The sequence below is a fragment of the Cohaesibacter sp. ES.047 genome (genome assembly GCF_900215505.1).
GTDB lineage: Bacteria > Pseudomonadota > Alphaproteobacteria > Rhizobiales > Cohaesibacteraceae > Cohaesibacter.
The window spans coordinates 3,841,746-3,868,015 of record NZ_LT907844.1 but is presented as its reverse complement, the minus strand read 5'-3'; the positions used below and the strand labels follow the sequence as shown (position 1 = coordinate 3,868,015).

General features: G+C 55.6%; 14 protein-coding genes. 7 read left to right on the top strand and 7 right to left on the bottom strand.

The window, feature by feature from the left end; genetic code table 11:
- The first annotated feature begins 39 nt into the window (after positions 1-39).
- The 3 genes from torA (at position 40) to CPH65_RS17655 (ending at position 4,427) form a co-directional block, all read left to right on the top strand.
- On the top strand, positions 40-2,505 hold the full coding sequence (gene torA, locus CPH65_RS17665; RefSeq protein WP_096175081.1) for a trimethylamine-N-oxide reductase TorA: 2,466 nt from the start codon (positions 40-42) through the stop codon (positions 2,503-2,505).
- 74 nt (positions 2,506-2,579) lie between these two features.
- Positions 2,580-3,560: a GTP 3',8-cyclase MoaA gene (gene moaA, locus CPH65_RS17660; RefSeq protein WP_096175080.1), complete on the top strand. Its 981-nt coding sequence runs from the start codon at positions 2,580-2,582 to the stop codon at positions 3,558-3,560.
- A 60-nt stretch (positions 3,561-3,620) separates the two neighbouring features.
- A complete protein-coding gene (locus CPH65_RS17655; RefSeq protein WP_172891543.1) occupies positions 3,621-4,427 on the top strand; it encodes a hypothetical protein in 807 nt (268 codons plus the stop codon).
- A gap of 115 nt (positions 4,428-4,542) precedes the next feature.
- Here CPH65_RS17655 and recJ read toward each other — a convergent pair whose 3' ends face one another.
- From recJ to CPH65_RS17630, 5 genes are all read right to left on the bottom strand, one after another.
- A complete protein-coding gene (gene recJ, locus CPH65_RS17650; protein WP_096175078.1) occupies positions 4,543-6,348 on the bottom strand; it encodes a single-stranded-DNA-specific exonuclease RecJ in 1,806 nt (601 codons plus the stop codon).
- Positions 6,349-6,492: 144 nt separating this feature from the next.
- On the bottom strand, positions 6,493-7,482 hold the full coding sequence (glpX, locus tag CPH65_RS17645; RefSeq protein WP_096175077.1) for a class II fructose-bisphosphatase: 990 nt from the start codon (positions 7,480-7,482) through the stop codon (positions 6,493-6,495).
- A gap of 76 nt (positions 7,483-7,558) precedes the next feature.
- The gene (locus CPH65_RS17640) at positions 7,559-8,878 is read right to left on the bottom strand and encodes a homoserine dehydrogenase (RefSeq protein WP_096175076.1); all 1,320 of its coding nucleotides are present in this window, start codon (positions 8,876-8,878) and stop codon (positions 7,559-7,561) included.
- Between the two features lie 207 nt (positions 8,879-9,085).
- A complete protein-coding gene (locus tag CPH65_RS17635; protein ID WP_096175075.1) occupies positions 9,086-10,264 on the bottom strand; it encodes an LL-diaminopimelate aminotransferase in 1,179 nt (392 codons plus the stop codon).
- A gap of 199 nt (positions 10,265-10,463) precedes the next feature.
- On the bottom strand, positions 10,464-10,802 hold the full coding sequence (locus CPH65_RS17630) for a hypothetical protein (protein WP_096175074.1): 339 nt from the start codon (positions 10,800-10,802) through the stop codon (positions 10,464-10,466).
- A 427-nt stretch (positions 10,803-11,229) separates the two neighbouring features.
- Here CPH65_RS17630 and phaC point away from each other — a divergent pair, with 427 nt between their 5' ends.
- From phaC to CPH65_RS17600, 4 genes are all read left to right on the top strand, one after another.
- Positions 11,230-13,086, top strand: a complete 1,857-nt coding sequence (gene phaC / locus CPH65_RS17625) for a class I poly(R)-hydroxyalkanoic acid synthase (protein ID WP_096175073.1) — start codon at positions 11,230-11,232, stop codon at positions 13,084-13,086.
- Between the two features lie 974 nt (positions 13,087-14,060).
- A complete protein-coding gene (locus tag CPH65_RS17610) occupies positions 14,061-19,544 on the top strand; it encodes a glutamate synthase-related protein (protein ID WP_172891542.1) in 5,484 nt (1,827 codons plus the stop codon).
- A 51-nt stretch (positions 19,545-19,595) separates the two neighbouring features.
- A complete protein-coding gene (locus CPH65_RS17605; protein WP_096175069.1) occupies positions 19,596-21,347 on the top strand; it encodes a sulfite reductase flavoprotein subunit alpha in 1,752 nt (583 codons plus the stop codon).
- 267 nt (positions 21,348-21,614) lie between these two features.
- Positions 21,615-21,935, top strand: a complete 321-nt coding sequence (locus tag CPH65_RS17600) for a YARHG domain-containing protein (RefSeq protein ID WP_157747773.1) — start codon at positions 21,615-21,617, stop codon at positions 21,933-21,935.
- A 131-nt stretch (positions 21,936-22,066) separates the two neighbouring features.
- On the opposite strand, the gene malQ is transcribed toward CPH65_RS17600, so the two are convergent.
- Together malQ and glgX are read right to left on the bottom strand one after the other, a co-directional pair.
- On the bottom strand, positions 22,067-24,154 hold the full coding sequence (gene malQ, locus CPH65_RS17595; protein ID WP_096175068.1) for a 4-alpha-glucanotransferase: 2,088 nt from the start codon (positions 24,152-24,154) through the stop codon (positions 22,067-22,069).
- Complete coding sequence (gene glgX / locus CPH65_RS17590; RefSeq protein WP_096175067.1) at positions 24,151-26,250, bottom strand: glycogen debranching protein GlgX; 2,100 nt, start codon at positions 26,248-26,250, stop codon at positions 24,151-24,153. The genes malQ and glgX overlap by 4 nt, the downstream gene beginning before the upstream one ends.
- Positions 26,251-26,270 lie beyond the last annotated feature (20 nt).

The following is a 26,270-nucleotide window of genomic DNA, read 5'->3' as shown; positions in this document are numbered from 1 at the left end:
GGGCCAAATCAAGACTAGAAATCCAAGGAGGACAGCTTCATGTCAAATCCATTCAATAGCTACAAATCCAGACGCGACTTCATGAAGGGCGCCACTGCACTTGGCGCATTCGGGGTCTTTGCACCATCACTTCTGCGCGCTGGCGCTGCCCGCGCTGCTGGACCGGACGGCCAGGTTCTGACCGGCTCGCACTGGGGTGCTTTCAACGCCATCGTCAAGGATGGCCGCTTTGCAGACATCACGCCTTGGGATGGTGATCCCGCTCCGAGCGATCAGCTTCCGGGCATTCTCGACTCGGTCTATTCCCCGAGCCGCATCAAATACCCAATGGTTCGCCGGGCTTATCTCGAAAACGGACCGGGCGCTTCTGTTGAAACCCGTGGGCAGGACGATTTCGTCCGCGTCTCCTGGGACAAAGCTCTTGAGCTTGTCGTTTCCGAGTTGAAACGCGTAAAAGAAGAATATGGCTCTGCCGGGACCTTCGCCGGTTCCTATGGCTGGAAGAGCCCGGGCAAGCTGCACAACTGTCAGGCCCTCCTGCGCCGTGCTCTCAACATCGGCCTTGAAGGCGCTTTCGTGAACAGCTCGGGCGACTATTCGACCGGCGCCTCCCAGATCATCATGCCGCATGTTCTCGGCACGCTGGAAGTCTACGAACAGCAGACCGTCTGGCCTGTCGTTGTTGAAAACACCGACACACTGGTCTTCTGGGGTTGTGATCCGCTCAACACCAATCAGATCAGCTGGCTTGTTAGCGATCATGGCAACTTCCCATACTTCGATGAATTCAAGAAAACCGGCAAAAAGGTCATCGTCATCGATCCGATGAAGACCAGAACAGCCAAATTCTTTGATGCAGACTGGATTGCGATCAAGCCGCAGACCGACGTTGCCATGATGCTCGGCATTGCGCATACGCTTTATGCCGAAGAACTACATGATGCGGACTTCCTCGACGAATACACCTCGGGCTTCGACAAGTTCGTGCCTTACCTGACCGGTAAAAGCGACGGCACGCCGAAAACCGCTGAATGGGCAGAAGGCATTTGCGGTGTTCCGGCTGATACCATCAAGGAACTGGCTAAACTGTTCCAGTCCTCGCGCACGATGCTTTCAAGCGGCTGGTCGCTTCAGCGTCAGCACCATGGCGAACAGGCCCACTGGATGCTGGTCACCCTTGCTTCCATGCTCGGCCAGATCGGTCTGCCCGGTGGCGGCTTCGGTCTTAGCTACCATTATGCAAACGGTGGCGCTCCTTCCGCCAACAGCCCGGTTCTTCCCGGCATCACCGATGGTGGACAGGCTGTCGATGGGGCAGCATGGCTTACCAGCGCCGGTGCAGCATCCATCCCGCTTGCGCGCGTTGTCGACATGCTCGAAAATCCGGGTGCGGAATTCGACTTCAATGGCACCAAGTCAACCTACCCCGAAGTCAAACTGGCCTACTGGGTCGGCGGCAACCCGTTCACCCACCATCAGGACAGGAACCGCATGGTCAAAGCCTGGCAGAAGCTGGATACCTTCATCGTGCAGGACTTCCAGTGGACACCGACGGCTCGCCATGCGGATATCGTCCTGCCGGCAACAACGGCCTACGAACGCAACGACATCGAACATGTCGGTGACTACGCCATGCGCGCCATCATCGCGATGAAAAAAGTCATCGATCCAGTCTTCGAAGCTCGCACCGACCTCGATATCTTCACCGAAATCGCAGATCGTCTTGGCAAGAAGAAAGAGTTCACCGAAGACAAAGACGAAATGGGCTGGATCAAGTCCTTCTACGAAGAAGCGGTCAAACAGGGCGAAGCCAAGAATATCGACGTGCCTGATTTCGACACCTTCTGGGATGCGGGCATCAAAGAGTTCGAGGTCACCGACGCAGGCAAGAGCTATGTTCGGTATGCCGATTTCCGCGATGATCCGTTGCTCGAGCCACTCGGCACCCCAACTGGTCTGATCGAGATCTACTCGCGCAATATCGAGAAAATGGGTTACGACGATTGCCCGGCCCATCCGACATGGATGGAACCGATAGAACGTCTCGATGGTCCCGATACCAAGTATCCGCTGCATGTAGACACCAAACATCCTGAAAAACGCCTGCACAGCCAGCTCTGCGGTACGAGCCTGCGCAAGGAATATGCGGTCGCAGACCGTGAACCTTGCTTGATCAACACCAAGGATGCTGAAAGTCGCGGGATTGCAGACGGCGACGTCGTCCGCATCTTTAACGACCGTGGTCAGGTTCTTGCCGGTGCCGTTGTGACCGACGAGATCCGTCCGGGTGTTCTGCGGTTGTCTGAGGGTGGCTGGTACAGCCCGGTTGAACCCGGTAAGGCTGGTAGCCTTGATGCCTATGGCGACGCCAACTGCCTGACCGTCGACATCGGAACGTCCAAGCTGGCACAGGCCAACTGTGGTCACACCGCTGTCGCGGACGTCGAGAAATTCACCGGTGACCTGCCTGAGATCACTGTCTTCTCGACACCGAAAAACGGGTAACCGTTAAGCATTAACGACTTGAGGAACGGGCCACGGCCCGTTCTTCCCAAAATAACAAGGGCGGAGTGATTACAATGGCCTGGACGGACCCCTTCGGACGACAGATCGACTATGTACGGCTCTCGGTGACGGACAAATGCAATATCCGTTGCTTCTACTGCATGCCAGAGCGCCATAACTCCTTCATCACGCCAAGCCATTATCTTACCTTTGACGAAATCGAGCGCGTCGTTGCCGCCTTCTCCGATCTTGGCGTTTCGCGCATCCGCCTGACGGGCGGTGAGCCGCTGGTTCGCAAGGGTCTGCCTGATCTCATTTCCCGACTCTCTGCCGTTCCCGGCATCCAGGATCTGTCCATGAGCACCAACGCCATGCTGCTCGGGAAACTGGCCGATACGGTATTCAAGGCCGGTGTGTCGCGACTTAACGTCAGCCTTGATACTTTGAAGGCGAGCCGTTTCAGCGAAATCAGTCGCGGCGGCAAGCTTGATGACGTGCTCACAGGCCTTGCCAGCGCCAAACAGGCTGGCTTTGAGCCCATCAAAATCAACATGCTGGTTATGAAGGGCATCAATGACGATGAAGTCGTGGACCTTGCCAGCTTCTGCATTGCCAATGGCTTTGCCCTGCGCTTCATTGAAACCATGCCCATGGGCGCGAGCGGACAGGAGGCCTATGGCCACTATCTTGACCTTTCCGTCATCCGCGACCGACTTTCTGAGCGCTTTGACCTCGTCCCCAGTGTCATGGCAGGCGGTGGCCCTGCGCGCTACTTCCGCGTCAATGGCACCGAGACCAACATCGGCTTCATAACGCCTCTCTCTCAGCATTTCTGTGCAACCTGCAACCGTGTTCGTATGTCGGCGGACGGTACGCTCCATCTGTGTCTCGGCAACAGCCACAATATGGCCCTGCGCCCTCACCTGCGAGACGGCATTTCGGATAGCGGCCTTCGTGACCTTCTGATCGAAGCGTTGGCATTGAAACCATGGCAGCACAATTTTGAGGACCGGCCCGACCACGTCACCCGCTCCATGGCGACGACGGGCGGCTAGGAAACGCCTCCAAGACGACCGAACAAGCTTGTTCTAAAGCGTGTCGCAGTTAATGTGGATTTGATCCCGATTTTCGGTACGGACGCGAGTGCCGGGACTGAGCACTGTATCAACTTTGGATATGGTGAGGGGCGTGGTGTCAGTTTTGACGGTCTGGACTACATCGCGTCCAATGCCGATCTGCTCCAGGTGCTGGGTGCAAATGATGACGCCGGTGCGATGCATTATATCAATTACGGCTATCAGGAAGGACGCGGCAGCTGGTTTGACGGGATCACCTATCTGGCTAGCAACTCGGATCTCATCGGCGTGTTTGGTGCAAATGAACAAGCCGCTGTCGAGCACTACATCACCTACGGCTTTTATGAAGGTCGTGAGGCTGATTTCGATGTTTATCAATATCTGGAGAACAACAGCGATCTGGCCGCGATCTTCGGCAACAATTATGCCGCAGCCACAGAGCATTATGTAAACTGGGGATTTAATGAAGGTCGGACCTGGTACAACGGGCTCGAGTATATCGCCTCCTATACCGATTTGATGAATGCCTATGGGGCGGACGCGGATGCCGGCATGAACCATTATCTGTCGTATGGTAGAGGACAGAACCGAACCCAAACCTTCGACGGGCTTGAGTATATTGCCTCCTATTCCGATCTGATTTCCGTCTTCAAGGCAGATGAGGATGCGGGAGCAACTCACTTCATTGAATATGGGCGATTTGAAGGGCGTGAGGCCACCTTCGATCCTGAGGCCTACTTGCAAGCCAATGCTGATCTGGCGTCCGTCTTCGGGTCAAATCTGGAAGCCGCGACGGAGCATTATATCAATTATGGCTTTGAAGAAGGCCGAGATGCGGGGGCTTGATCCACGCTCCGTTTAGCGTGGCGTCTTTATGAGCTTAATCTAGCTGAAAAATGATGAAGTCGTCCCGTTAAGCGGGGCGACTTTTTTGGTTCGGATCAAGCTGAATTGGCGGATCTCAAAGCGTCGCTTCGGCGGCATCGATGATACGCACTTGCACAGTTGGTCTGCCTTGCCAGTAGTCGAGGCTGAGACTGCCGGCGATGTGGATGCTCTGTCCTCGCTTGTCGAGGAGCAACTTGCCCAAGGGCTCCTCAGCGGCGCGGAAGCAAATGCCTTTCAGCTTGCCACCCGAGGCATTGCCGATGGTGCAGCGGACGTGCCCCCCCTGCCCGACGACATCGGCAAAAGTGATCTTGTGCGACGGGAATACGAACACCGGCTCGGGATTTCCCGCTCCATATGGCCCTGCCTTTTCAAGCAGCTTCACCAGGTCTTCCGTCGCGCCTGATGCGGTAAGGGCCGCATCGATTTTCAAGTCGTCAGCCGACCAGGAGTCCTTGACCTGCTGAGACAATTCATCATTCAGGAAGCCGTGAAAGGCCTCAATCTGTTGTTGTTCGATGGTCAGGCCTGCCGCCATGGCGTGCCCACCTCCCTTGACCAGCAATCCCTTGTCACACGCGGCTCTAACCGCTGCGCCAAGGTCTGAACCGGGAATGGACCGGCCGGACCCCGTGCCGATGTTGTCGGGGTTGAGCGCGACGGCAAAGGATGGGCGGCGAAAGCGTTCCTTTAGCCTTGATGCCAGCAGTCCGACGATCCCCGCATGCCAGTCACGGCTGTGCGTGATGAGGCTGACACTGTCCGGATTGTCCATCAACTGGCGGTCCGCTTGAGCAATGGCTTCTTCAAGCATGATCTGCTCAAGAGCCTGTCGCTCCTTGTTGAGGCGCTCCAGCTCATTGGCGAGATGATCCGCCTCGTCCTTGTCATGGCAGGTCAGCAGTCTTGATCCAAGAGCGGCGTCGCCGATCCGTCCGCCTGCGTTGATGCGCGGTCCAAGCAGGAACCCAAGATGATAGGGGCTGACGGGCCCCGAAACCCGCGAGACGCCTTGCAGGGAAGAAAGCCCGATGTTGCTATGCGCACGGATGGCCACAAGGCCCTTGACGACAAAAGCCCGGTTGAGGCCAATCAGCGGCACCACATCACAAACGGTTCCAAGGGCGACCAGATCAAGCCAGCTGAGAAGGTCAGGTGCCGCGCAGCGCGACTGATACAGGCCCCGCTGTCTGAGAAGCCGGTTGACGGCGACAAGGGTCATGAATGTCACGCCAACAGCGGCGAGATGCCCGAGTTGGCTGAGATCATCGTGCCTGTTCGGATTGACCAGCGCTGCGCACGGGGGCAAGGTCTCTCCGACCTGATGGTGATCAACGACGACGATGTCAATGGCACGTTTTTGCGCCTGCTCCAGGGCCTCGAACGATGTCGACCCGCAGTCGAGGGTCAGGATCAGTTGGTGTCCCTGATCGATAAGCGTATCGATCGCGTCGGGGTTGGGACCATAGCCTTCAAATATGCGGTCCGGGATATAGATGCTGGCTTCACAGCCGCAATGGCGCAGAAAGAGAGCCATCAAGGCACTGGACGTTGCTCCGTCGACATCATAATCACCGAATATGGCGATCTTTTCGCGCTTCTCGATTGCCTCAGCGATACGCGCGGCGGCTGTGTCCATATCTGTGATATCAGACGGGTCCGGCATCAATCGTTTGAGACTGGGTTCCAGATAATGCGCCGCACTGTCCAGTGTCTGGCCACGCGCGGCCATGACCCTTGCCACGATATCCGGAACATCAAGGCTCTGGGCAATCGCACCTGCAAGCTCAATGCCGCGCACGTCGAGCTGCTCTACCCAGCGACGCTGTTTGGCGGAGCGGGCGACGCCCAGATAGGGTGGCGATTTGACTGCAGTCATCTGCGAGGCGCTTCTTTTAACGAAAAGGAATCACGGGGTGGTCGCGGTGAATTTAACACGGCGCGCCCGAGGCAACAGAGAAAAGGCGGACTTTCCAGCCCGCCTTGGTGTCTTATGCAACTTAATCAATGATCCATGGTGCGATCAATCGAGGTGGAATTTCTCGAACTCGCGATGCTCGGTTTTCACCCAGCGCACGGTGCCCGTCGACGAGCGCATCACGACTGTTTCGGTCTTGATGACGTCACGGCCGAATTTCACACCTTCCAGAAGGTTGCCATCGGTCACGCCGGTTGCGGCAAAGGTCACATCGCCCCCGGCCAGTTCGATCATTTCGAATTTTTTGGTGGGATCTGCAATCCCCATGCGAATCGTGCGGTCGCGCTGTTCTTCGCTATTGATGACCAACCGACCCTGCATCTGACCGCCGATACAGCGAAGAGCCGAGGCGGCAAGTACGCCCTCAGGCGCGCCCCCGATCCCCATGTAGATGTCGATGCCGGTCTCGTCCGGGTCTGTCGTGTGGATGATACCCTGAACATCGCCATCACCGATCAGCCGGATGGCTGCGCCGGTGGTTCGAATTTCTTCAATAAGACGCGCGTGGCGTGGACGGTCGAGCACACAGACGTTGAGTTCGTTCACGGCAACACCCTTGGCCTTTGCTAAGGCATTGAGGTTGTCGATCGCGCTCGCGTCAAGATCAATAAGGCCTTTGGGATATCCCGGACCGATAGCGATCTTGTCCATATAAACATCGGGCGCGTTGAGCAGGCTGCCTTCGTCGGCAATCGCAATGACGGCCAAGGAATTGGGCTGGTTCTTGGCGCAAAGGGTAGTGCCTTCAAGCGGATCAAGAGCGATGTCAACCTTGGGGCCGTTCTGATTGCCGACCTCTTCGCCGATGTAAAGCATCGGGGCTTCGTCGCGTTCGCCTTCGCCGATCACGACTGTTCCCATGATGGGCAGTTGGTTCAATTCTCGCCGCATGGCATCGACGGCTGCCTGATCTGCTGCTTTTTCGTTGCCTGCGCCGCGGAGGCGAGCTGCTGAAACAGCCGCTCTCTCTGCCACACGTACGATCTCCAGCGTCAGAATTCGATCCAGTACTGCGGCTTCTCTGATTTCACTCATATCTGCCCCCCTTTGCAATTTGCGATTGATGCCCGACCAAAATTCAATGGGAAATCCAGACGTAATCAGGAAAACCCTATAACCTTTCTATTCTAATCATCTGGGGTGACGCTACAATATGACCATCATTTTCCATGGCTTGCAGCGCTTTACGCACAGCTTCCTCGGTCGTTTTATACGTTAGGAGCACAATATCCTTGTATGGAGGCTCGGCTTTCGGGCTGGACGGTTTGGATGATGCACGTTTTCTTTGCACGATGCTCTCGAGCGAAATGTCTTGCTCAGCCATTCTTTGCGCGATGGCTGCAAAGGCTCCGGGGCGGTCGTTGACCGTCACACGGATGTAGTATCCGCCCGAATGCGCACGCATTTTGGCGCGGACATTTGGCACCAGTTCGCTCACCGGAAGCCCCAGCGGCTTGATCATCAGTCCCCGTGCAATATCGACAACATCGGCAACGACGGCAGAGGCGGTTGCGTCACCCCCTGCTCCCGGTCCGGCCAAGGTGATCGAGCCTATGGCATCGCCGTCAATGGCAACCGCGTTGGTCACATCAGAAATCTGCGCAATCTCGGATTCTTTTGGCACCATGGTCGGATGCACGCGCTGTTCGATGCCCGTGTCGGTCTTCACGGCAACGCCAAGCAGCTTGATGCGAAATCCCAGATCGTCCGCTGCCGCAATATCCGCCGTCGTGATCGAGGTGATGCCTTCAAGGAAGATCGTGTCGGCTTCGATTTCGGTACCGAACGCAAGGCTGGCCAGAATGGCCAGCTTGTGTGCCGTGTCGTTGCCTTCAATGTCAAAGGTCGGATCGGCTTCGGCATATCCCAAGCGCTGTGCATCCGCGAGGCAATCGGCAAACGAGATGCCCTCATCTTCCATACGCGTCAGGATATAGTTGCAGGTGCCGTTGAGGATGCCATAGACCCGGGTGACATTGTTCGATGCCATGCCTTCCCGCAAGGTTTTGACAATCGGAATGCCGCCAGCCACTGCGGCTTCGAAGTTGATGCAGACGTTGTTTTCTTCAGCCAGGCGGCTGAGCTCATTGCCATGCTTGGCAAGCAGCGCCTTGTTGGCGGTCACGACATGCTTACCGGCTTTTATGGCGGCACGGACCGAGCTTTCGGCCGGACCGTTGTCTCCACCGATGAGTTCGACAAACACATCGATATCATCGCTCTTGGCGAGATCCGCCGGGTCATCAAACCATTCATAACCGGACAGATCGACACCCCGATCCTTGTTGCGGCTGCGCGCGGAAATGGCGGTGATCTTGATCGAACGCCCCGATTTGACAGCCAATTCGTTTTCCAACTTGTGCAAGCGTTTCACAACAGAAACGCCTACCGTACCAAGGCCTGCCAGGCCGAGCTTCAAGGGGGCGACCATTGAATCGTTATCCAGTCTTATCTTGTTCGTTGTTTGACCAGTTCAGCCAGATGAAACGCACCGTCGGCTCTTGGGATAGCCTGCGATCCATCAATGCTGTGGTGAAATGTCCATCTCAATCATGCGTCGTCCGCAAACAGCCATCGGCATGACGCTCTCAGGCAGTTCGCGGACGACAGAATTTATCGGTTGGGGTTGTTGCACACTTTAGTCGGCGGATGCAAGAAACCGTCGGATATTTCTTGCGGCCTGACGGATGCGCTGTTCGTTTTCAACGAAGGCCAAACGCACATATTCATCACCATATTCGCCAAATCCGATACCCGGGGCGACTGCGACATTGGCCTCTTCGACCAGACGCTTGGCAAATTCCAGCGAACCTGCTTCCTTGAACCGCTCCGGCATAGGCACCCATGCGAACATTGTTGCCGAGGGGCTCGGGACTGTCCAACCGGCGCGGGTGAAGCTTTCCACCATCACATCGCGGCGTACCTTGTAGACTTGACGCGCTTCCTCAATGCAGTCTTCCGCGCCATTGAGGGCCGAGGCAGCCGCAACCTGAATGGGCGTGAAAGCACCATAGTCCAGATAGGATTTAACCCGAGTAAGGGCCTTGATCATGTGTTCGTTACCGACAGCAAACCCCATCCGCCAACCGGGCATGGAAAAGGTCTTCGACAGCGACGTGAACTCGACCGCAATGTCCTTGGCGCCCTCGACCTGCAAGATCGATGGTGGTGGATTGTCATCGAAATAGATCTCGGCATAGGCGAGATCGCTGAGGACCATAATGTCATGTTCCTTGGCGATCTTGATGACCTTCTTGTAGAAGTCGAGATCGACCGTGTAGGCCGTCGGGTTTGACGGGTAGTTGACGATCAGCGCAATCGGCTTGGGGATCGAATGACGGACCGCGCGATCAATGGCGCGGAAGAATTCATCATTCGGCTCGGCGGGCATGGAGCGGACCACGCCGCCCGACATGATGAAGCCGAACGAGTGAATCGGATAGGTCGGATTGGGCACCAGAACAACGTCGCCCGGGCTGGTGATGGCCTGCGCGATATTGGCAAAGCCTTCCTTTGAGCCAAGGGTGGCAACGATTTCGGTTTCCGGATCGAGTTTTACACCGAAACGGCGCTCATAATATGAGGCCTGAGCACGACGCAATCCGGGGATGCCGCGCGACGTGGAATAGCGGTGGGTGCGTGGATCCAGTACGGTTTCGCTGAGCTTGTCGACGATGTGTTTGGGTGTCGGCAGATCGGGGTTGCCCATTCCAAGATCGATGATATCCGCACCCGCCGCTCGTGCCTTCGCCTTAATCCGGTTGACCGGTTCAAAGACATAAGGTGGGAGACGGCGAATCTTATGGAATTCATCCATGGTCAGGCTCCTCGATAGATTGCTGGAGACGGATAGTTAGGCTAATGCCGGTGAAATGATACCGAAAATGGCGTCAGTCGCATCAATATGCCACCTCTATTTCCATTTTTGCACATCCCATTTATCGCAAGGGCCAAGGATGTGGGGAAAGACCGATCGCGGTTACAAAGGGGGGGGGGTGGCTGAGCGATGCGCTTGACTAGTTGGCGTTCTTTTTGGCGAGGTTTCGCAATTCCTGCTCAAGACGGAGACGTTCCTGCTCGCTGTGCAGTTCCTGCCGGTTGGTGGTGATGTCTCGAATGGGTGGGAAGTCGGCAGTGCTCTCTGGCTCGGTGAGAAGGTGTACGGAATAGCGCATTTGTGAAGGGGTAGCCGTGTTAACATAGTCGTTTACCGGCTTTCCCTCCTCAAGCAATTTTTGCTGCTTGGTCACCGGGGCGTCCGTTTGGGCGGGTCGCGCAAGTGATTGCTGCTGGAGCGGTTCGACATCAGAGGTTATGCAGCCTGCGAGAAAAACAGGCGCAAGAATTGCGATCATTGCCGCTCGTATCGTCGCTGATGAAGTGGTGCGTGTCATATTCGTCAAACTCGTAAAGTCCAGCGCAGGTGCCAAGTCGCCATTTCGGGTGCGCGTTGCGGGGCAAAACACAAGGGTGATTTGCTCTACACCCAGTCTGTCATAAAGATAGGTATTTGAGGACCAGAATTAAGTGGCGATGTGTCACCCCCTGTCGGAATTTTCCAGTTATTCCCTCAAAACGACGCGGTCAAGCTAGAATAAGTTTAAAAAACTCCCACAATGTAACCATAGGGCGACTTGTCAAAGGCCTGCCTTTTGCGTCCTAATGCCCCAAGGAGGAGCGGCAAATGGCTCGATCTTGGCGTCGTGCGCACCAGCGAAGGCGTTATCGGTCTTGAGCATCAAGCGCTGGCCCTCAGTCACAGGAGCGTTGTAGCGGGGACCCATGGCCAACGACACAAAGCGTGAGAATCAAGACAAGGACAAGACGCCCAATGCCCCCGACGAAGAGCGGGGTAAGGATCTTGTCCAGTATATGGTTCACGATCCCGAGAAATTCGCGGTCAATTTAGCCCGAATTGTCGAGGAAGCTGGCAAAGCAGCTTCGGCCTATCTGAAGCCACGCGAAAATGGCAAGGACGACGCAACGGTTGAAACCGTCAATCATATGGTCCGCACCTTTGGTCAGGTCGGGCAATACTGGACCTCGGACCCTCAGCGGGCGATGGAAGCGCAGACCCGGCTCTGGGGACGCTATATGGATCTGTGGGGCCAGTCGGTGCGCAAGATGATGGGCGAGGAAGCCGAGGATGTGGCGCCTCCCCCCAGCACCGATCGCCGTTTTTCGGATCCCGAATGGGAAAACAACCAGTTCTTCGATTTCATCAAACAGCTCTACATCATTACGTCCGACTGGGCCGAAGGCATGGTCAACGATGCCGTAGATCTGGACGAGCACACACGTCACAAGGCCCATTTCTACCTTGAACAAATCCTCGGTGCGCTGGCGCCATCCAATTATGTGCTGACCAATCCGGAGCTGCTGCGTGAAACCATGCAGAATGACGGTGAAAACCTGATCAGAGGATTGCGGATGCTGGCGGAGGATATCGAAGCCGGTGGTGGCGATCTTCTCATCCGACAGTCAGACAATTCAGGGTTCGAGCTTGGCAGAAATGTCGCGGTGACGCCGGGCAAGGTAATCGCTCAAAGTGACATTTGCCAGATCATCCAATATGAAGCCAAAACCGATGAAGTCCTCAAAACCCCACTGTTGATCTGTCCGCCGTGGATCAACAAATTCTATATTCTCGATCTCAACGAAAAGAAGAGCTTTATCAAATGGTGTGTCGAACAGGGGCACACTGTTTTTGTGATATCGTGGGTCAATCCAGATGAGTGCCTCAAGGACAAAGGCTGGTTTGACTATATTGAGGACGGAATTCTTTTCGGACTGGATACGGTGCACCAAGCCACAGGCGTGCGCAAACCCAATGTCATGGGCTATTGCGTCGGCGGAACGCTGCTCGCCAGCGCCCTCGCCTACATGGCATCGAAGCGCATGGCGCGCATCAACAGCGTTTCGTTTCTAACGACACAGGTCGATTTCTCCCAAGCAGGTGATCTCAAGGTCTTTGTTGATGAAGAGCAACTGACCGAGCTGGAAGCGCAAATGGCGCGCGATGGTTATCTGAATGGCAAGAACATGGCCAGCGCCTTCAACTCGCTGCGCCCCAATGATCTGATATGGCCCTATTTCATCAACAATTACATGCGCGGCAAGGAACCCTTCCCGTTTGACCTGCTCTTCTGGAACTCCGATTCCACCCGCATGACGCCTGCCAATCACTCGTTCTATTTGCGCCAATGCTATCTTGAGAATGCACTAGCCAAGGGAGAGATGGTCGTCAACGGCGTGAAACTCGATCTTGGCAAGGTCAAGTGGCCGATCTATTCACTCGCGACCAAAGAGGATCACATAGCACCGGCGCGTTCCGTCTTTATCGGCAGTAAGTTGTTTGGAGGCCCGGTTGATTATGTCATGTCTGGCTCCGGCCATATCGCCGGGGTGGTCAATCCACCTGACAAAACCAAGTATCAATATTGGCACAGCGGTTCATTTGATGGAACGTTGGAGGATTGGCAGGCAACAGCAAAAGAAGTGTCCGGCTCGTGGTGGCCACATTGGCATGAATGGGTCAGGCGACAAGGCGATGAAATCGTGCCTGCGCGATCGGTCGGGGGCAAAAAATGCACGCCCATTGAGGATGCTCCGGGAAGCTATGTTCGGATGCGGTCCTGAGCCCTCTCTTTTTGCTTCTCTCGAGATGTGCGAAATTGGTTTGAACTCACTGCGGCTTCATGGCGTCCAACAAGACATGGGTCATGACAGCAATCGCCAGAGGAGTTCAACTCCATGCCATACACCGACAGCAGACAAGGCTCGGGTCCGATTTTGATTGACGAAAAGGCAATCCCCCTTAAAGGCTCTGTCCTGCTACAGGCACTTGTGCTCAGCGGATACAGCCGCGTCAGCACTTCAAAGCCAGACCGGAACGGTGCAGGCGGCGCTGCCACAACGTCAGGAACGCCTTCAGCGTCTTCCCGGCGAGGATAAACAAACACGGATGCTCTCTGGTTGGCCTACATTTTGCTTATAATAATCTATAACCAAATCCTTTGGTTGCGTGCTGATTGTTGGCTCAAGGAATTTGTACGTGACACATTGATTTTTAAAACCAGTAGCCACAGCCCTCACGGGTTGTGGCTTTTTGACGCAAAAAATGCGGAAAACTCCTTAGTTTTCCCTAAGCTTTGCGTTCCGGAACAATTGTATTTAATTCACGGAGATAGAGAAACAAATGTGCTGTTTGGCATGAATTTCAGCTCCCCGGTGCAATTTTTCTCCGCTTTTGCAAGTAAGGCGCTTGACGCCTCTCTGCTTAACAATTACGCAGACACTCAGTTCTGAAATCCATTTTCTCGGCATTTGTTCTATAGTTAGATGAATGCTCAGGATACTTGCGCCTCTTTTTACAGGGCAAGCGGGTTCGTGCTTGGCGTAGCGACAGGATCTGCCGCAATGCTGACCATAAGCTCTCAGCGTAAGCACTGCCTTAGGCAGTTGGAGATGAAAGGAGCCGGATCGTTTGTGTTCCGGCGCTCAGATGGACAAGTCAGATTGTCCAGTTTCGAAAAAACGTCGGCGCTCAGCGCTTTTGACCTGATCATCAGGTCAGGAGTATGGAGTGCAGACCACAAGTGAGGATGAACGGTTTGGATCAGTCTCAGAATCAATACGGCCTTTATGATCACAGCTTTGAGAAAAGCAGTTGCGGCGTTGGTTTCATGACCTACAAGTCTGGTGTGCAAACCCATGACGTACTGGACAAAGGTTACGAGGCACTTTGCACCATTCCCCATCGTGGCGGCATGAGCGCCGAAGGCGTGGGTGATGGCGCCGGGGTTTGTATCGATCTGTCTGTTTCCTTCTTCCGCAAGATCACCGGTATGCCCAAGCTGGAGCTTGGCGAGTTCGGCGTTGGCAACTTCTTTTTGCCTGAGGATCGTAAAGCCTGGGGCGCTGCGGACAAGCTGATCAAGGAAAGCCTTGAGAAGCACGACCTCAAGATCATTCTGGTGCGCGATGCGCCGGTCAACCAGACCGTGATCCGTCCTGCAGCCCTCAAATACATGCTGACCGTTCATCAGGTGGTCTTTGTGAAGACCGACGAGATGGATGCCAAGACGTTTGATCGCAAGATCCATGATGCATTGATGGATATCGAGGCCGTTGCCTATCTCGACCCCGCTCTCAAGGGTCTGTATCCGGTTTCCATGTCTGCCCACACGCAAGTGTATAAAGGCCGTCTGAACTCCAACGAGATCATTCCCTATTTTCTTGATCTGATGGACGAGGATCACGAGATCCACTCGATGTTCTTCCATACGCGTTTTTCGACGAACACCGAGCCGCAGCCATCCATGGCGCAGCCGTTCCGTCTGATGGCACACAACGGCGAGCTGAATACGGACAAGAAAAACCGTCTGTCGGAAGCTGCCATCGCGCAGATGAAAAACCAGCAGATCTATTCTCCTCCGGGACAATCGGACTCGGCCCGTCTTGACCAGACGCTAGAGCGCCGCCTGATCGAGGACGATCTCGACCTCATCACCGCCGTGGTTGCGATGATGCCTCCCGCATGGGAAAATGACAGCCGCGTCTCCGATGATGTCAAGGTGATGCTCGAATACTTCTCCCTTTATGAGGAGAAGAACGACGGACCGGCGGCGCTTATTTTTGGCAACGGCACGGTGATTGGTGCGCGTCTCGACCGGCTTGGTCTGCGTCCCTTGCGCTCGGTTGAAACCGATGAGTATCTTTGCGTCATGTCCGAGGCTGGCCAGATCGATTTCCCGGCAGCCTCCATCACGCGTCGCGGGCGCATCGAAGCGGGCGGCATGCTTTACTTCGATCATGCGACCAAGAAGTCCTACACCTCGACTGAAGCTCTTGAAATGCTCGCCACGAAGCGGGATTATCGGGCGCTGTTGGAAGAGGCTCGGAACAATCTGTCTGACCTGCCGAAGGTTGAGGGCGAAACCGAAGTTGCCGAAAGCTTCAACGACAATCAGCGTTCTGTCGCCTATGGTCTCAATCAGGAAAGCTACAAATTCCTGATGGATCCGATGATGCAGCTGGGGTCTGAGAAGATTTCCGCGATGGGGTATGGCGTTGCCATCAACTCGCTCACCGATCAGGAAGGCGGGATGGCGAAGTATTTCTCCCAGCGCTTTGCTCAGGTGACCAACCCGCCACTCGACAGTTTGCGTGAAGCGGATGGCATGACCTTGCGCGTTGCACTCGGTGCGAAGCCCAATTTCAACAAGGATGCCACCAAACAGCTCGTGGTCCAGACGCCTGTCCTGTCGCCTGATGATCTCGCGACGATCCGGTCTCAGTCGGATGTCAAAGTCACCGAAATCGAGGCGGTATTCCAGGCTGATCACAAGGCCGATTCAGCCAAGGCTGTTTCGGATCTTCTTGCCGCGGTCCATGACGTTTGCGATCAGGTTGAAGATGCGGCGCGCAACACCGGTGGCATCGTCATTTTGTCGGATGCCATGGTCGATCAGACTCTGGCGGCCATTCCGCTCATTCTGATCATTTCGGCTGCAAACCAACGCCTGATTGAACAGGGTTTGCGCTTCCGCGTTTCCCTTATTGCAGAAAGCGGGCAGATTGCTTCTGCGCATCAGGTTGCAACGGCGCTTGGCTTTGGGGCGGCGGCTGTGATGCCGATTGCTGTTGAAGCGCGTGCCCGCGAATTCGCAAAAGGTGATCCTGCCGAAACGCGCGCTGGCATTGCCCGCTATATCAAGGCGGCCAACAAGTCTTTGATGAAAACGATGGGTAAAGTCGGTCTGTGTACTGCGGAAAGCTATATCGGCGGCGAGTTTTTCGAGCCGAACTTCCTTGATACCGATGAACCTCTGCTCAATCGCTTCTTCCCCAACATGAAGAACACGGTTGGTGGGGTCGATTTTGCGGCAATTGCTGACAGTACCCTTCGTTGGCATGAGCGTGCCTGCGAGGTGAAGTCCGAGGACGACATTCCGCTTCTTGGTCTTTTCAAGGAGCGGGCGGACGGTGCTGGCCATACCTACGGAACGACCGCGGTGCGCGGGTTTGTCGATATGACCGAAGAACAGGTCCAGTCAGACAAACGGGCTCCGGAAATGGGCGACGCGGACGAGACGGATTTGCGTCTTTTGCCCGTTGCGCGGCTTACGGATGCGTATGGCAAGGATTCTGACGCCTACCGGAACACCAACTTTGCGCGCCTGATGCCTGAAGAAATCGACGCCTTCAAGATTACGCAGGCCTATCGTCAGTTCGTGCTAGATCTGAGCAAGGAGCGTGAAGCACGCCCTGCGGCCCTGCGCGATGTTTTGGCCTTCCCGGCCGACGTCATCTGGGCGCACTCTGCGGACGAGTTCAAACAGGAGCTCTTCAAGCACGACCTGATCGGCAACAACAACTTTGTTGTTCGTGGCATGAAAGTGGTTTCAAAGGGCGAAGACCGTTTTGTAGTCAGCCTTGATTGCCCGGTTGGCAATCACGACAGGGTGGTCGCGCTTTCGGTTGCCTTCAAGACCAAATTCGGCGACGAGATTCTCGCGCTTGAGACCAAAGAACATGAAATCCTGCTCACAGTCAAAGGCGTCGCACTTGGATATTTTAACAATGTGATCGAAGCCAATCCGATGGTTGATCTCGATGCCGTCCAGCCAGCCCATGAGATCTCAGCGAAGCTTGCGTCCGGCGCGATGTCGCACGGGGCCCTCGTTGCTCCGGCGCACGAAGCTGTGGCCCATGGCACGAACATGGTTGGCGCCTTCTCCAACTCTGGTGAAGGCGGCGAGCACATGTCTCGCTACGGCACGATCCGTTCCAGCCGCATCAAGCAGCTGGCATCGGGGCGCTTCGGTGTCTGGACCGGGTATCTGGCCGATCCGACCCTTGAAGAGCTGGAAATCAAGATTGCTCAGGGTGCCAAGCCCGGTGAAGGCGGACAGTTGCCCGGCAAGAAGGTGACGGTGGAAATCGCTGCGGCCCGTGGTGGAACGCCCGGCGTCGAGTTGATCTCGCCTCCTCCGCATCACGATACCTACTCCATTGAGGATCTCGCACAGCTCATCCATGACGCCAAGGCGGCGCGTGTTCGCGTGGTCGTCAAGCTGGTATCATCCGAAGGGATCGGCACCATCGCTGTTGGTGTTGCCAAGGCTGGTGCCGATGTCATCAATATTGCCGGCAATACGGGCGGCACCGGAGCCGCGGCCGTGACGTCGCTCAAGAATACCGGTCGTGCTGCAGAAATCGGCCTTGCCGAAGTGCATCAGGCCCTGTGTGTCAACGGGCTGCGAGACAAGGTTATCCTGCGTTGCTCAGGTGCGCACCAGACCGCATCCGACGTCATTAAGTCCTGCCTTTTGGGCGGTGACAGCTTCGAGTTTGGCACGACGGCTCTGATGATGCTCAAGTGCGTCATGGCCAAGAACTGCAACGTCAAGTGCCCGGCTGGTCTGACGACGAACTCGGAAGTGTTCGACGGTGACCCGCGTGCCCTTGCCCAATATCTGCTGAACATTGCACATGAGGCCCGCGAAATTCTCGCCTCTCTGGGCTTCAAGTCCATGCGTGAGGCACGTGGGCGGTCCGATTATCTACATCTCGTGAAACATCCTCGCGCCATCGGCCAGATGGATCTGCGCAAGATGCTGACGGTTGTCGAGGAAGTCCATATCAAGGAACCGGTTTATCTCGAAGCCAATTTCGAGATCGACGACATGCTCTTGAAGGAATTCCGCAATCAGGCCATCCAGCGCCATCAACGCAGTGCCAAACTGGTCGTCGCGCGCAAGCTGGACAACCGGCACAAAACGGTTGGTGGACAGCTGGCCATCGACATCGAGCGGATGCTGCAGCATGAAATTTCTGAAAAGCATGTGAAATCCATGCCGATGGTCTACACCGATGACCGTGGCCGCAACCTCATCAAGCCCGAGCTGCTGCAGATCTATACGCATGGATCTGCTGGTCAGTCGTATGCTGCTTTCTGCAACTCCGGCATGGTGTTCCAACATACGGGCACTTGCAACGACGGTGTTGGCAAGGGCGCGTCCGGCGGCAATATCGCCATCCATTGTGCTGGGGGCGGCGAGAAGGAAAATTATCTCATCGGCAACTTCGCCCTGTTTGGCGCGTCGGGATCATCGCTGTTCGTTGAAGGCGGCGCTGGTGACCGGTTTGGCGTCCGGAACTCCGGTGCGACAGCCGTCGTCGAAGGGGTTGGTGATTTCTGCTGCGAATATATGACCAACGGTGCGATCTTGAACCTTGGCGGTTTCGGCAAGGGCTTCTGCAACGGCATGTCCGGCGGGGTGGCCTATCAGTATGATCCGTATGATCAGCTGGAAAGCCTCTATAGTCACGACTCGGTCAAGCTGCACCGACTGGATGCAGACAGTGATCGTGCGAGACTGCACCGGATTGCCGTCGAAACGCTTCTCGAGCGCCATATCAAGTTCACTGGCTCGAAGAAGGCACAGTTCCTTCTTGAAAACTTCGAGACCGAAGTGTGCAACTTCAAATTCGCAACGCCGTTGGCACTTGAGACCTATCAGAACTATGAGGCGATCCTCAAAGCCAACACGCGCAAGGAGCTGGTCGAGGAACTCGCCAACGCTCTGGTGTCATTCCAGATCCGCAAGTTCAAGGAAGCCTATCGGGATGGCCGGATCATTGCGGATGGGGCCGTGCCGCAGCATGGCGAAAGCGACACGCGGCTGATGTATGAGCTGATCAACAACTTCACGGTGATCAACATGGCTCAGCAAATCGTCAAGGGCCGGTATCGTGGAGAAGACGTCGCGCAGAACATTCTTGACGCGGGTGTACGCAAGCTGATCCTGACAGAAGACTTCACCCTGATGACCAAGCTGTCAGGCATCGCACGTCAGGCGATCGCGGACTATTCCGACATGGAATTGGCCGTGATGGTTTCAGACAAGCGTATGAAAGACTACAAGACGGCACTGTCCAACCGAAATGTCCGGCTGATGGATTCCATCGGAACCTATGGCTGGATCCTGCTTCAGGATCGGTTGAACCGTGCAGCAATGGGCGAGCTGCCGGACTTTGAAGTTCTTTTTGCTCGGACTTCCAGCATGGAATTGGTCAAGCAGGTGTCTTAAGGCACTTGCTCCCACTCCCTACCAGCCATTTCATGAAGACGGACAAGAGTAATGAAAGTTCCATACCTTCCCAAAGATGCGCCTTTTTCCGACGATCAGAAATCCTGGCTCGCCGGGTTCTACGCCGGCCTGCATACGCAGATGGCGCAAGGACAGCAGACCGCTCCTTCCAGTGACAAGGCAGCCCTGACGGCCAATGTGCTATTTGGCACCCAGACGGGCAACTCCGAAGGGGTGGCCGAAGACCTTGCTGCTGTCATGAAGGCCAATGGCGTCAATGCCAAGGTGTCGTCCCTTGATGACATCGAAGCTGAAGACCTGACCAAGATGGACTATGTGTTGCTCGTCACCTCGACCTATGGTGAGGGCGAAATGCCGGACAATGCCGAGCTGTTTTGGGATGCCTTGAAGGCGTCCACGATGCCGCGTCTTGAGCATATGCACTTCGCGGTTCTGGCGCTGGGCGATACGGCCTATGATGATTTCTGCGAAGCGGGCAAGCAGTTCGATCTGCGCTTCGAGCAACTTGGCGCGAAGCGCTTGGTGCCGCGCGTGGACTGTGACGTGGACTTTGAGGAAGATGCCGAAGGGTGGAGCACCGCTGTCATCGAGGAACTCTCGAAGTTCAAGCCCGAAGGCAGCGATGAACCCGTCGCCTCTGCGGATGAAGTGGCCAAACCGGGCAAGTCGAAATGGACGCGGAAAAATCCGTTCTTGTCGCCCGTAACGACCAACCGTCTGCTGTCCGGCGAAGGATCTGCCAAGGAAATCCGCCACTACGAGTTTGATCTGTCCGAAGACGGGCCAAGCTATGTGGCCGGTGACGCTTTCAACATTATCCCCACCAACGATCCCGAACTGGTTGCTGCCTGGCTCGGCTATATGGGCGTTCCGGGTGACACCGACCTGCCCGGCAAGGATCTGCCATTGTCGGACTTGCTGCTCAACCAGCTTGAGATTTCGACGCCGAACAATGACTTCATCAAGGCCGTCGCCGAACGCACGGATGATGACCACCTGAAGCATATTGTCGGTCATGGGGACAAGGAAGCCATGGAGGCCTATCTGTGGTCCAAGGATGCGCTTGATGTCGTCATGCTGCATCCGAAGGCCCAGTTCAGCGTCGCTGAGCTTGTTGATCTCTTCAAGCCATTGCAGCATCGTGCCTATTCGATCTCGTCAAGTTCGAAGATGCATCCGGACAGTGTGCATCTGACCATTGCTTCGGTGCGCTACAACAGCCATGGTCGCAGTCATGGTGGCGTTGCGTCCTGTTTTCTTGCCGATCGGGTCGGATCGGACGCTGCGCGGGTGTTCGTCTCACCGAACAAAAGCTTCCGCGTGCCGGAAAACAACGATGCTCCCATGATCATGGTTGGTCCGGGCACCGGTATTGCTCCTTTCCGTGCGTTCCTTCAGGAACGTCAGGCGATTGGAGCTCAGGGGATCAACTGGTTGTTCTTTGGCGATCAGCATGAAAGCTGCGATTTCATCTACAAGGATGAACTCATGGACATGCAGAATGCTGGTGTTCTGCATCGTCTGGATCTTGCCTTCTCGCGTGACCAGAAGGAAAAGATCTACGTCCAGACCCGCATGCGCGAGAATGCCAAGGATCTTTATGCTGCGCTTGAGGAAGGTGGACACTTCTATGTCTGCGGTGATGCAACGCGCATGGCCAAGGATGTGGATCAGGCACTTCTGGATATTGTCGCTGAGCAGGGCGGCCTTGGCGAAGACAGTGCGATTGACTATGTGAATGCGCTGAAAAAAGACAAGCGTTACGTCCGCGACGTTTATTGATACCTCTCCGCGACACGAACACAAAAAAGCCGGCCCATCGAGGCCGGTTTTTTATTGGGTACGCTGTGCTTTCAGGTCCTATATTTTCATCCAACCTGTACCCATGCGCATTAACTGACCGTCCGTTTTGAACAAAGTTGCGCTCGTTTTGCGCTATGCTACTAGTACATCCAATCGCATTGTTAGTTTGTCTCGACTTGCGTATAATTACGATGCGGCTTTGGACAAACGACAACGGGGCCACCCGTTTTGTCAGGAGGTATTCAGATGGCCAATCTTCTTTCCTTCTCACGCAAGATGCTGATTGCGACCGGTTTTCTGCTTGCTGCGACGGTAACCACTGTTCCGGGCACGGATTTTTCCTTTGTCAGCAACGCCAATGCGCAGGGTTATCGGAATATGACCTGTGGCGAGCTCTGGTATGAGCGCAACGCGATTTACGCTCAACAAGGCTATTGTTTCAAAACACGTCGAGCCCGCCAGACCTTTGGTCCCCGATGCTATTCGCCATGGGGCCGGCTGACCGCTTCACAACAACGCCGCGTTAACCGCATCGTGGGTTGGGAACGCCGGTACGGCTGTCGCTAGTTTGCCGACGGCTGCAGCAATGGTCTTTACTTTGCCAATTTGACCGATTGGTTCGGTAACAGAAAACCCGCGAGCTTTATGGCGCGCGGGGTGTTTCTTTATTTGCCTTAAAAAGCGAGCCTAAGCGACCGCTAATCCACTTGGAGTGATGGGGACGGATGGATGTTCCTGCCTGCCTCTTCCATCATTTCCGAGACGCTTTCGAATGCGGGTTCTTCGTGCATTTCATCGAGGGTCAGCGGGCATTTGCGACGCCAGTTTGGATGTTGGTCGATGGTACCCGGAAGGTTCTGGGCCTCTTCTTGTGACAGAATGTCATCAAGGGAGAGCGCGATCATCGCGACGTCCGAATGTGCCAGTGAACCATGGACCACTTCGAACAGATGTTCAAAGCTCAAATCCTCATGCCGCGCCGGATCGGGATCCAATTGTGCAAGTGCCTGCACATCGGCCTGACGCTGCTCGAGTGCAGCATCGGACTGGCGGTTTTCTTCTTCGGCCAACCGATCCCGCCATTTGATGTCGGTGCCGGACATGAAGCCTTTGAGCGTGGGTGTGTCGTGCGTACTAAAGCAGGCAAGGCTGTATTTTCTCAGATCATTGGGGTGCTTGAAGCTGCCGTCATCCCATTTTTCATACTGCAGAACCGAATAGCCGTAGATGCCACGGGATTGAACCTGATCGCGGAAACCGTCCGGCACCAGCCCCAAATCTTCGCCAATGATGGCGGTCTTGGTTTCATTGGCCTCAATCGAGAGGATGGCCAGCAGGGTGTCCAATGGTTGCGTGACATAGGCGCCGGGGTTGCCATCTTCGGGGATCCAGAAACTGCGATTAAGACCGAGAACATGATCAATTCTCAATATGCCCGCATAGCGCATCGCAGAGCGGAAGATATGCCGCAAAGACTTGTAGCGTGTTTCTGCCAGCTTGCGGGGCGCGTAGGTCATCAGTCCCCAATTCTGGCCATCGGGTCCGAGCTGATCCGGCGGAGCCCCGAGTGAGACGCCATGCGCAACGCTGTCATACTCGCACCAGCTCTCTGCTCCATCACGGCGTGAGCCGACGGCCAGATCGAGATAAAGGCCCATGCCCGAACCATTGTCCTTGGCGGAAGTCTGTGCTTCTCCGAGCTGAACATTGGCAACCCACTGCAGCCAGCAATAGAACTCGATGCGGGCCGAAAACTGGTCCGTTGCATCTTCAAGCGTTTTGGGGTCACGGTCCCTTAACGGCGCGGGCCACTTCTGCCATTCCTGACCGTAGCGTTCAGCCAGCGCCTCGAACAGGGCAAAGCGTTGCAGATAGTCACCCCGCCGCTCCTTGAAGGCCTCATAGGCCTGTCGGGCCTGAGGCTCAGCATGTTGCAGGAAGATCGTGTAGAGGTCGCGCAAAGCGGCGTTGTGGCAGGTGCGGTGCGGGATATAGTCCACCCGCTCACTGGCGCGCAACTCTTTCCATTGGGTTTCAACGGCCTGAAGGATGGACTGCGCCTGAGGTGAGCCCTTGATCCCGGGAATGGCGTCTGTTGCGATATGCTGCGTGTTGAAGAAGCCCCTGTGGCTTGGCGAATAGGGGCTGATGGCGTAGGGGTCTGAAAAGCCCAGCGAATGGACCGGGTTGATGCCGATGAAGCTGCCCCCCAGCCCCTCGATGAACTTGACCATATTGGCAAGGTCAACATAGTCGCCGATGCCGGAGTTTCGATCGGACCGAATGCCATATTGAGGCACGGTGACGCCCCATATGCGGCTGCCGCCACCCAATTGCTCAATTGATGGAGCAAGGATTGGCGCCGATATGATTGTCACAATTTCCACCCGGTCGCCAACTTCGCAAACCAGATCATGGATCCCTGCGGGCAAAGGAGGCAGAGAAATATGAGTGTCGGCGATTCCGCTTAGCGGCGCTCCCGTGTAATGCGATGCGACCCGGTCATCAAGACGGATGTGCCACCGGGCGCCTAGACCAAAATGGCATTCATATCCATACCCAGTGCTGGTGATCAGTTCGCGCGGAAACCACCGATCCTGTTCCGCAAGGACGAAGGCGTCGACCGCCTCCTTGATCATGGCGTCATTGTCCAGTTGCAGCCCGTTTGCCTGCAAAAGTGCCCTTTGTGTTTCTGGTGATGTGTGGACTTGGTGTCCGTCAAAGTCGTAATAGAAAGGATGGATCCCGAAATGCGCAGCCAGGGCGTTCAGATTTTCCACAGTCATGCAAGGGCACTTTCAGATTGTAGTATGAGGGCAACGACAGATGAACCGGACACTTCTGTGACTTCATCGCGGGTTTCTCGGCTCGGATACTGAATGTGACGCGCCGTGTCGATCGCCCTCACCCAGTGATAGCCGTCAGGAGCCGATGGTAGAACGACGCTGGCTGCTACATTGCTGCGATTGAAAATGGTGAAAACCACGTCATCGTCTTTTTGCCAGACAGGGGCCTCTGCCGAGCATCGCAAGGTCAGGCAGAAGCTAGACAAGCCCGGATCACGCCATTGCAAGGGGAACCCACCGAAATCGGTCCATTCCACATCCTTCAGATCGTCTTGCTCGCGCTTGGCACCATGTAGAAAACGGTCCTGCCGCAAGGCTTTGTGTTCTTTGCGGAATTCAGACAGATAGCTGACGTATTCCTTCAACTCCTCATCCGTCTGGTCCCAACTTACCCAGCCAATTTCATTGTCCTGACAATAGGCATTGTTGTTGCCCTGCTGACTGTTGCCGATTTCATCACCGGCCAGCAACATCGGCGTGCCCTGACTGAGAAACAAAGTCGCGAGCAGATTGCGCTGGCGACGATGACGGCGCGCATTGACAACGGGATCGTTGGTTTCTCCCTCATAGCCGCAATTATCGCTGAAGTTGGCTCCATGCCCGTCCATATTGTTCTCGCCGTTGGCAAGGTTGTGACGGTTGTTGTAGCGGGTAATGTCAGCGAGGGTGAAGCCATCGTGGGCCGAGATGAAGTTGACCGATGACCAGGCGCGGCGCCCTGCCCTGTCGAACTTGTCAGCAGACCCCAGAAGACGTGAGGCCAGATCCGGAGTGGTTTGCGGGTCGCCCTTCCAATACCGACGGGTGGTGTCGCGATAGGTGTCGTTCCATTCGGAAAATTCGGGCGTGAAGCCGCCAACCTGATATCCGCCGGGGCCAATGTCCCAGGGTTCTGCGATCAAACTAACCTTGTTGAGCACCGGATCCTGTCTCAATGCGTCGAGAAAACCGCCTCTGGGGTCGAAGCCATATTCTTCCCGGCAGACCGTTGTCGCGAGATCGAACCGGAAGCCGTCAATCCCCATTTTCTGTACCCAGAAACGCATGGAATCGAGAACCAGCCGCAGCACGTAGGGATGCGCCACATTCATCGTGTTGCCACAGCCTGTATCATTGGCATAGTAGCGCGGTTGCCCTTGAATGAGGCGGTAGTATGAGGCGTTGTCCAGACCTCGGAAACAGAGTGTAGGGCCATTCTGGTCACCCTCGGCGGTGTGGTTGTAGACCACATCGAGATAGACCTTGATGCCCGCTGCCTGCAGTTTCTTGACCATCGATCGAAAGCCGAGAATGCCCTTGGGGCCGAAATAGCGTGGCTCGAGCGCGAAGAATCCGATCGAGTTATAGCCCCAGTAGTTGCGCAAACCCTTGTTGATCAGAAACTCATCATCCAGAAAGGCGTGGCAGGGCATCAACTCGATTGCCGACACATTCATTGTCAGCATGTGATCGATCATGACGTCGCTGCACAGTGCTTCATAGGTTCCGCGAACAGTCTCATCAATGCCCGGATGGAGCATGGTCAGCCCCTTGGCGTGGGCTTCATAGATAAGATCCCTATCGTTGAATTTGCGCGCTTCATTTTCCATGAACGAGAACAGGGACGGATCGGAGACAACCGACTTGGGCACGCAGCTTGCGCTGTCCGCGGCACCAAAAGTCAGATCCCCCCCGGATGCGCCCTTCTGGTAGCCAAACAGGGTGGCTGATGGTGTCCAGCCGCCATGCATTTCGGAGGTGTAGGGATCGAGAAGCAATTTGTTGGAATTGAACCGATGACCCTGTTCAGGCGCATAGATGCCGTGCGCTCGATAGCCGTAAAGCGCGCCGGGTTTAATGCCATCAACATAGCCGTGCCAAACCGGGCCGGTTCTTTCGGGCAACGATATGCGGTCAAGCTCACGTTCACCATCTGGCGAAAAGAGGCAGAGGTCAATGTGGCTGGCGTTCTCCGAAAAAACGGCGAAATTGGTGCCCTCTCCATCGAAGAAGGCACCCAACTTATGCGGACTCCCGCTCGACACTTTATATTTCATGCACTAGTCGATCCTGGTGG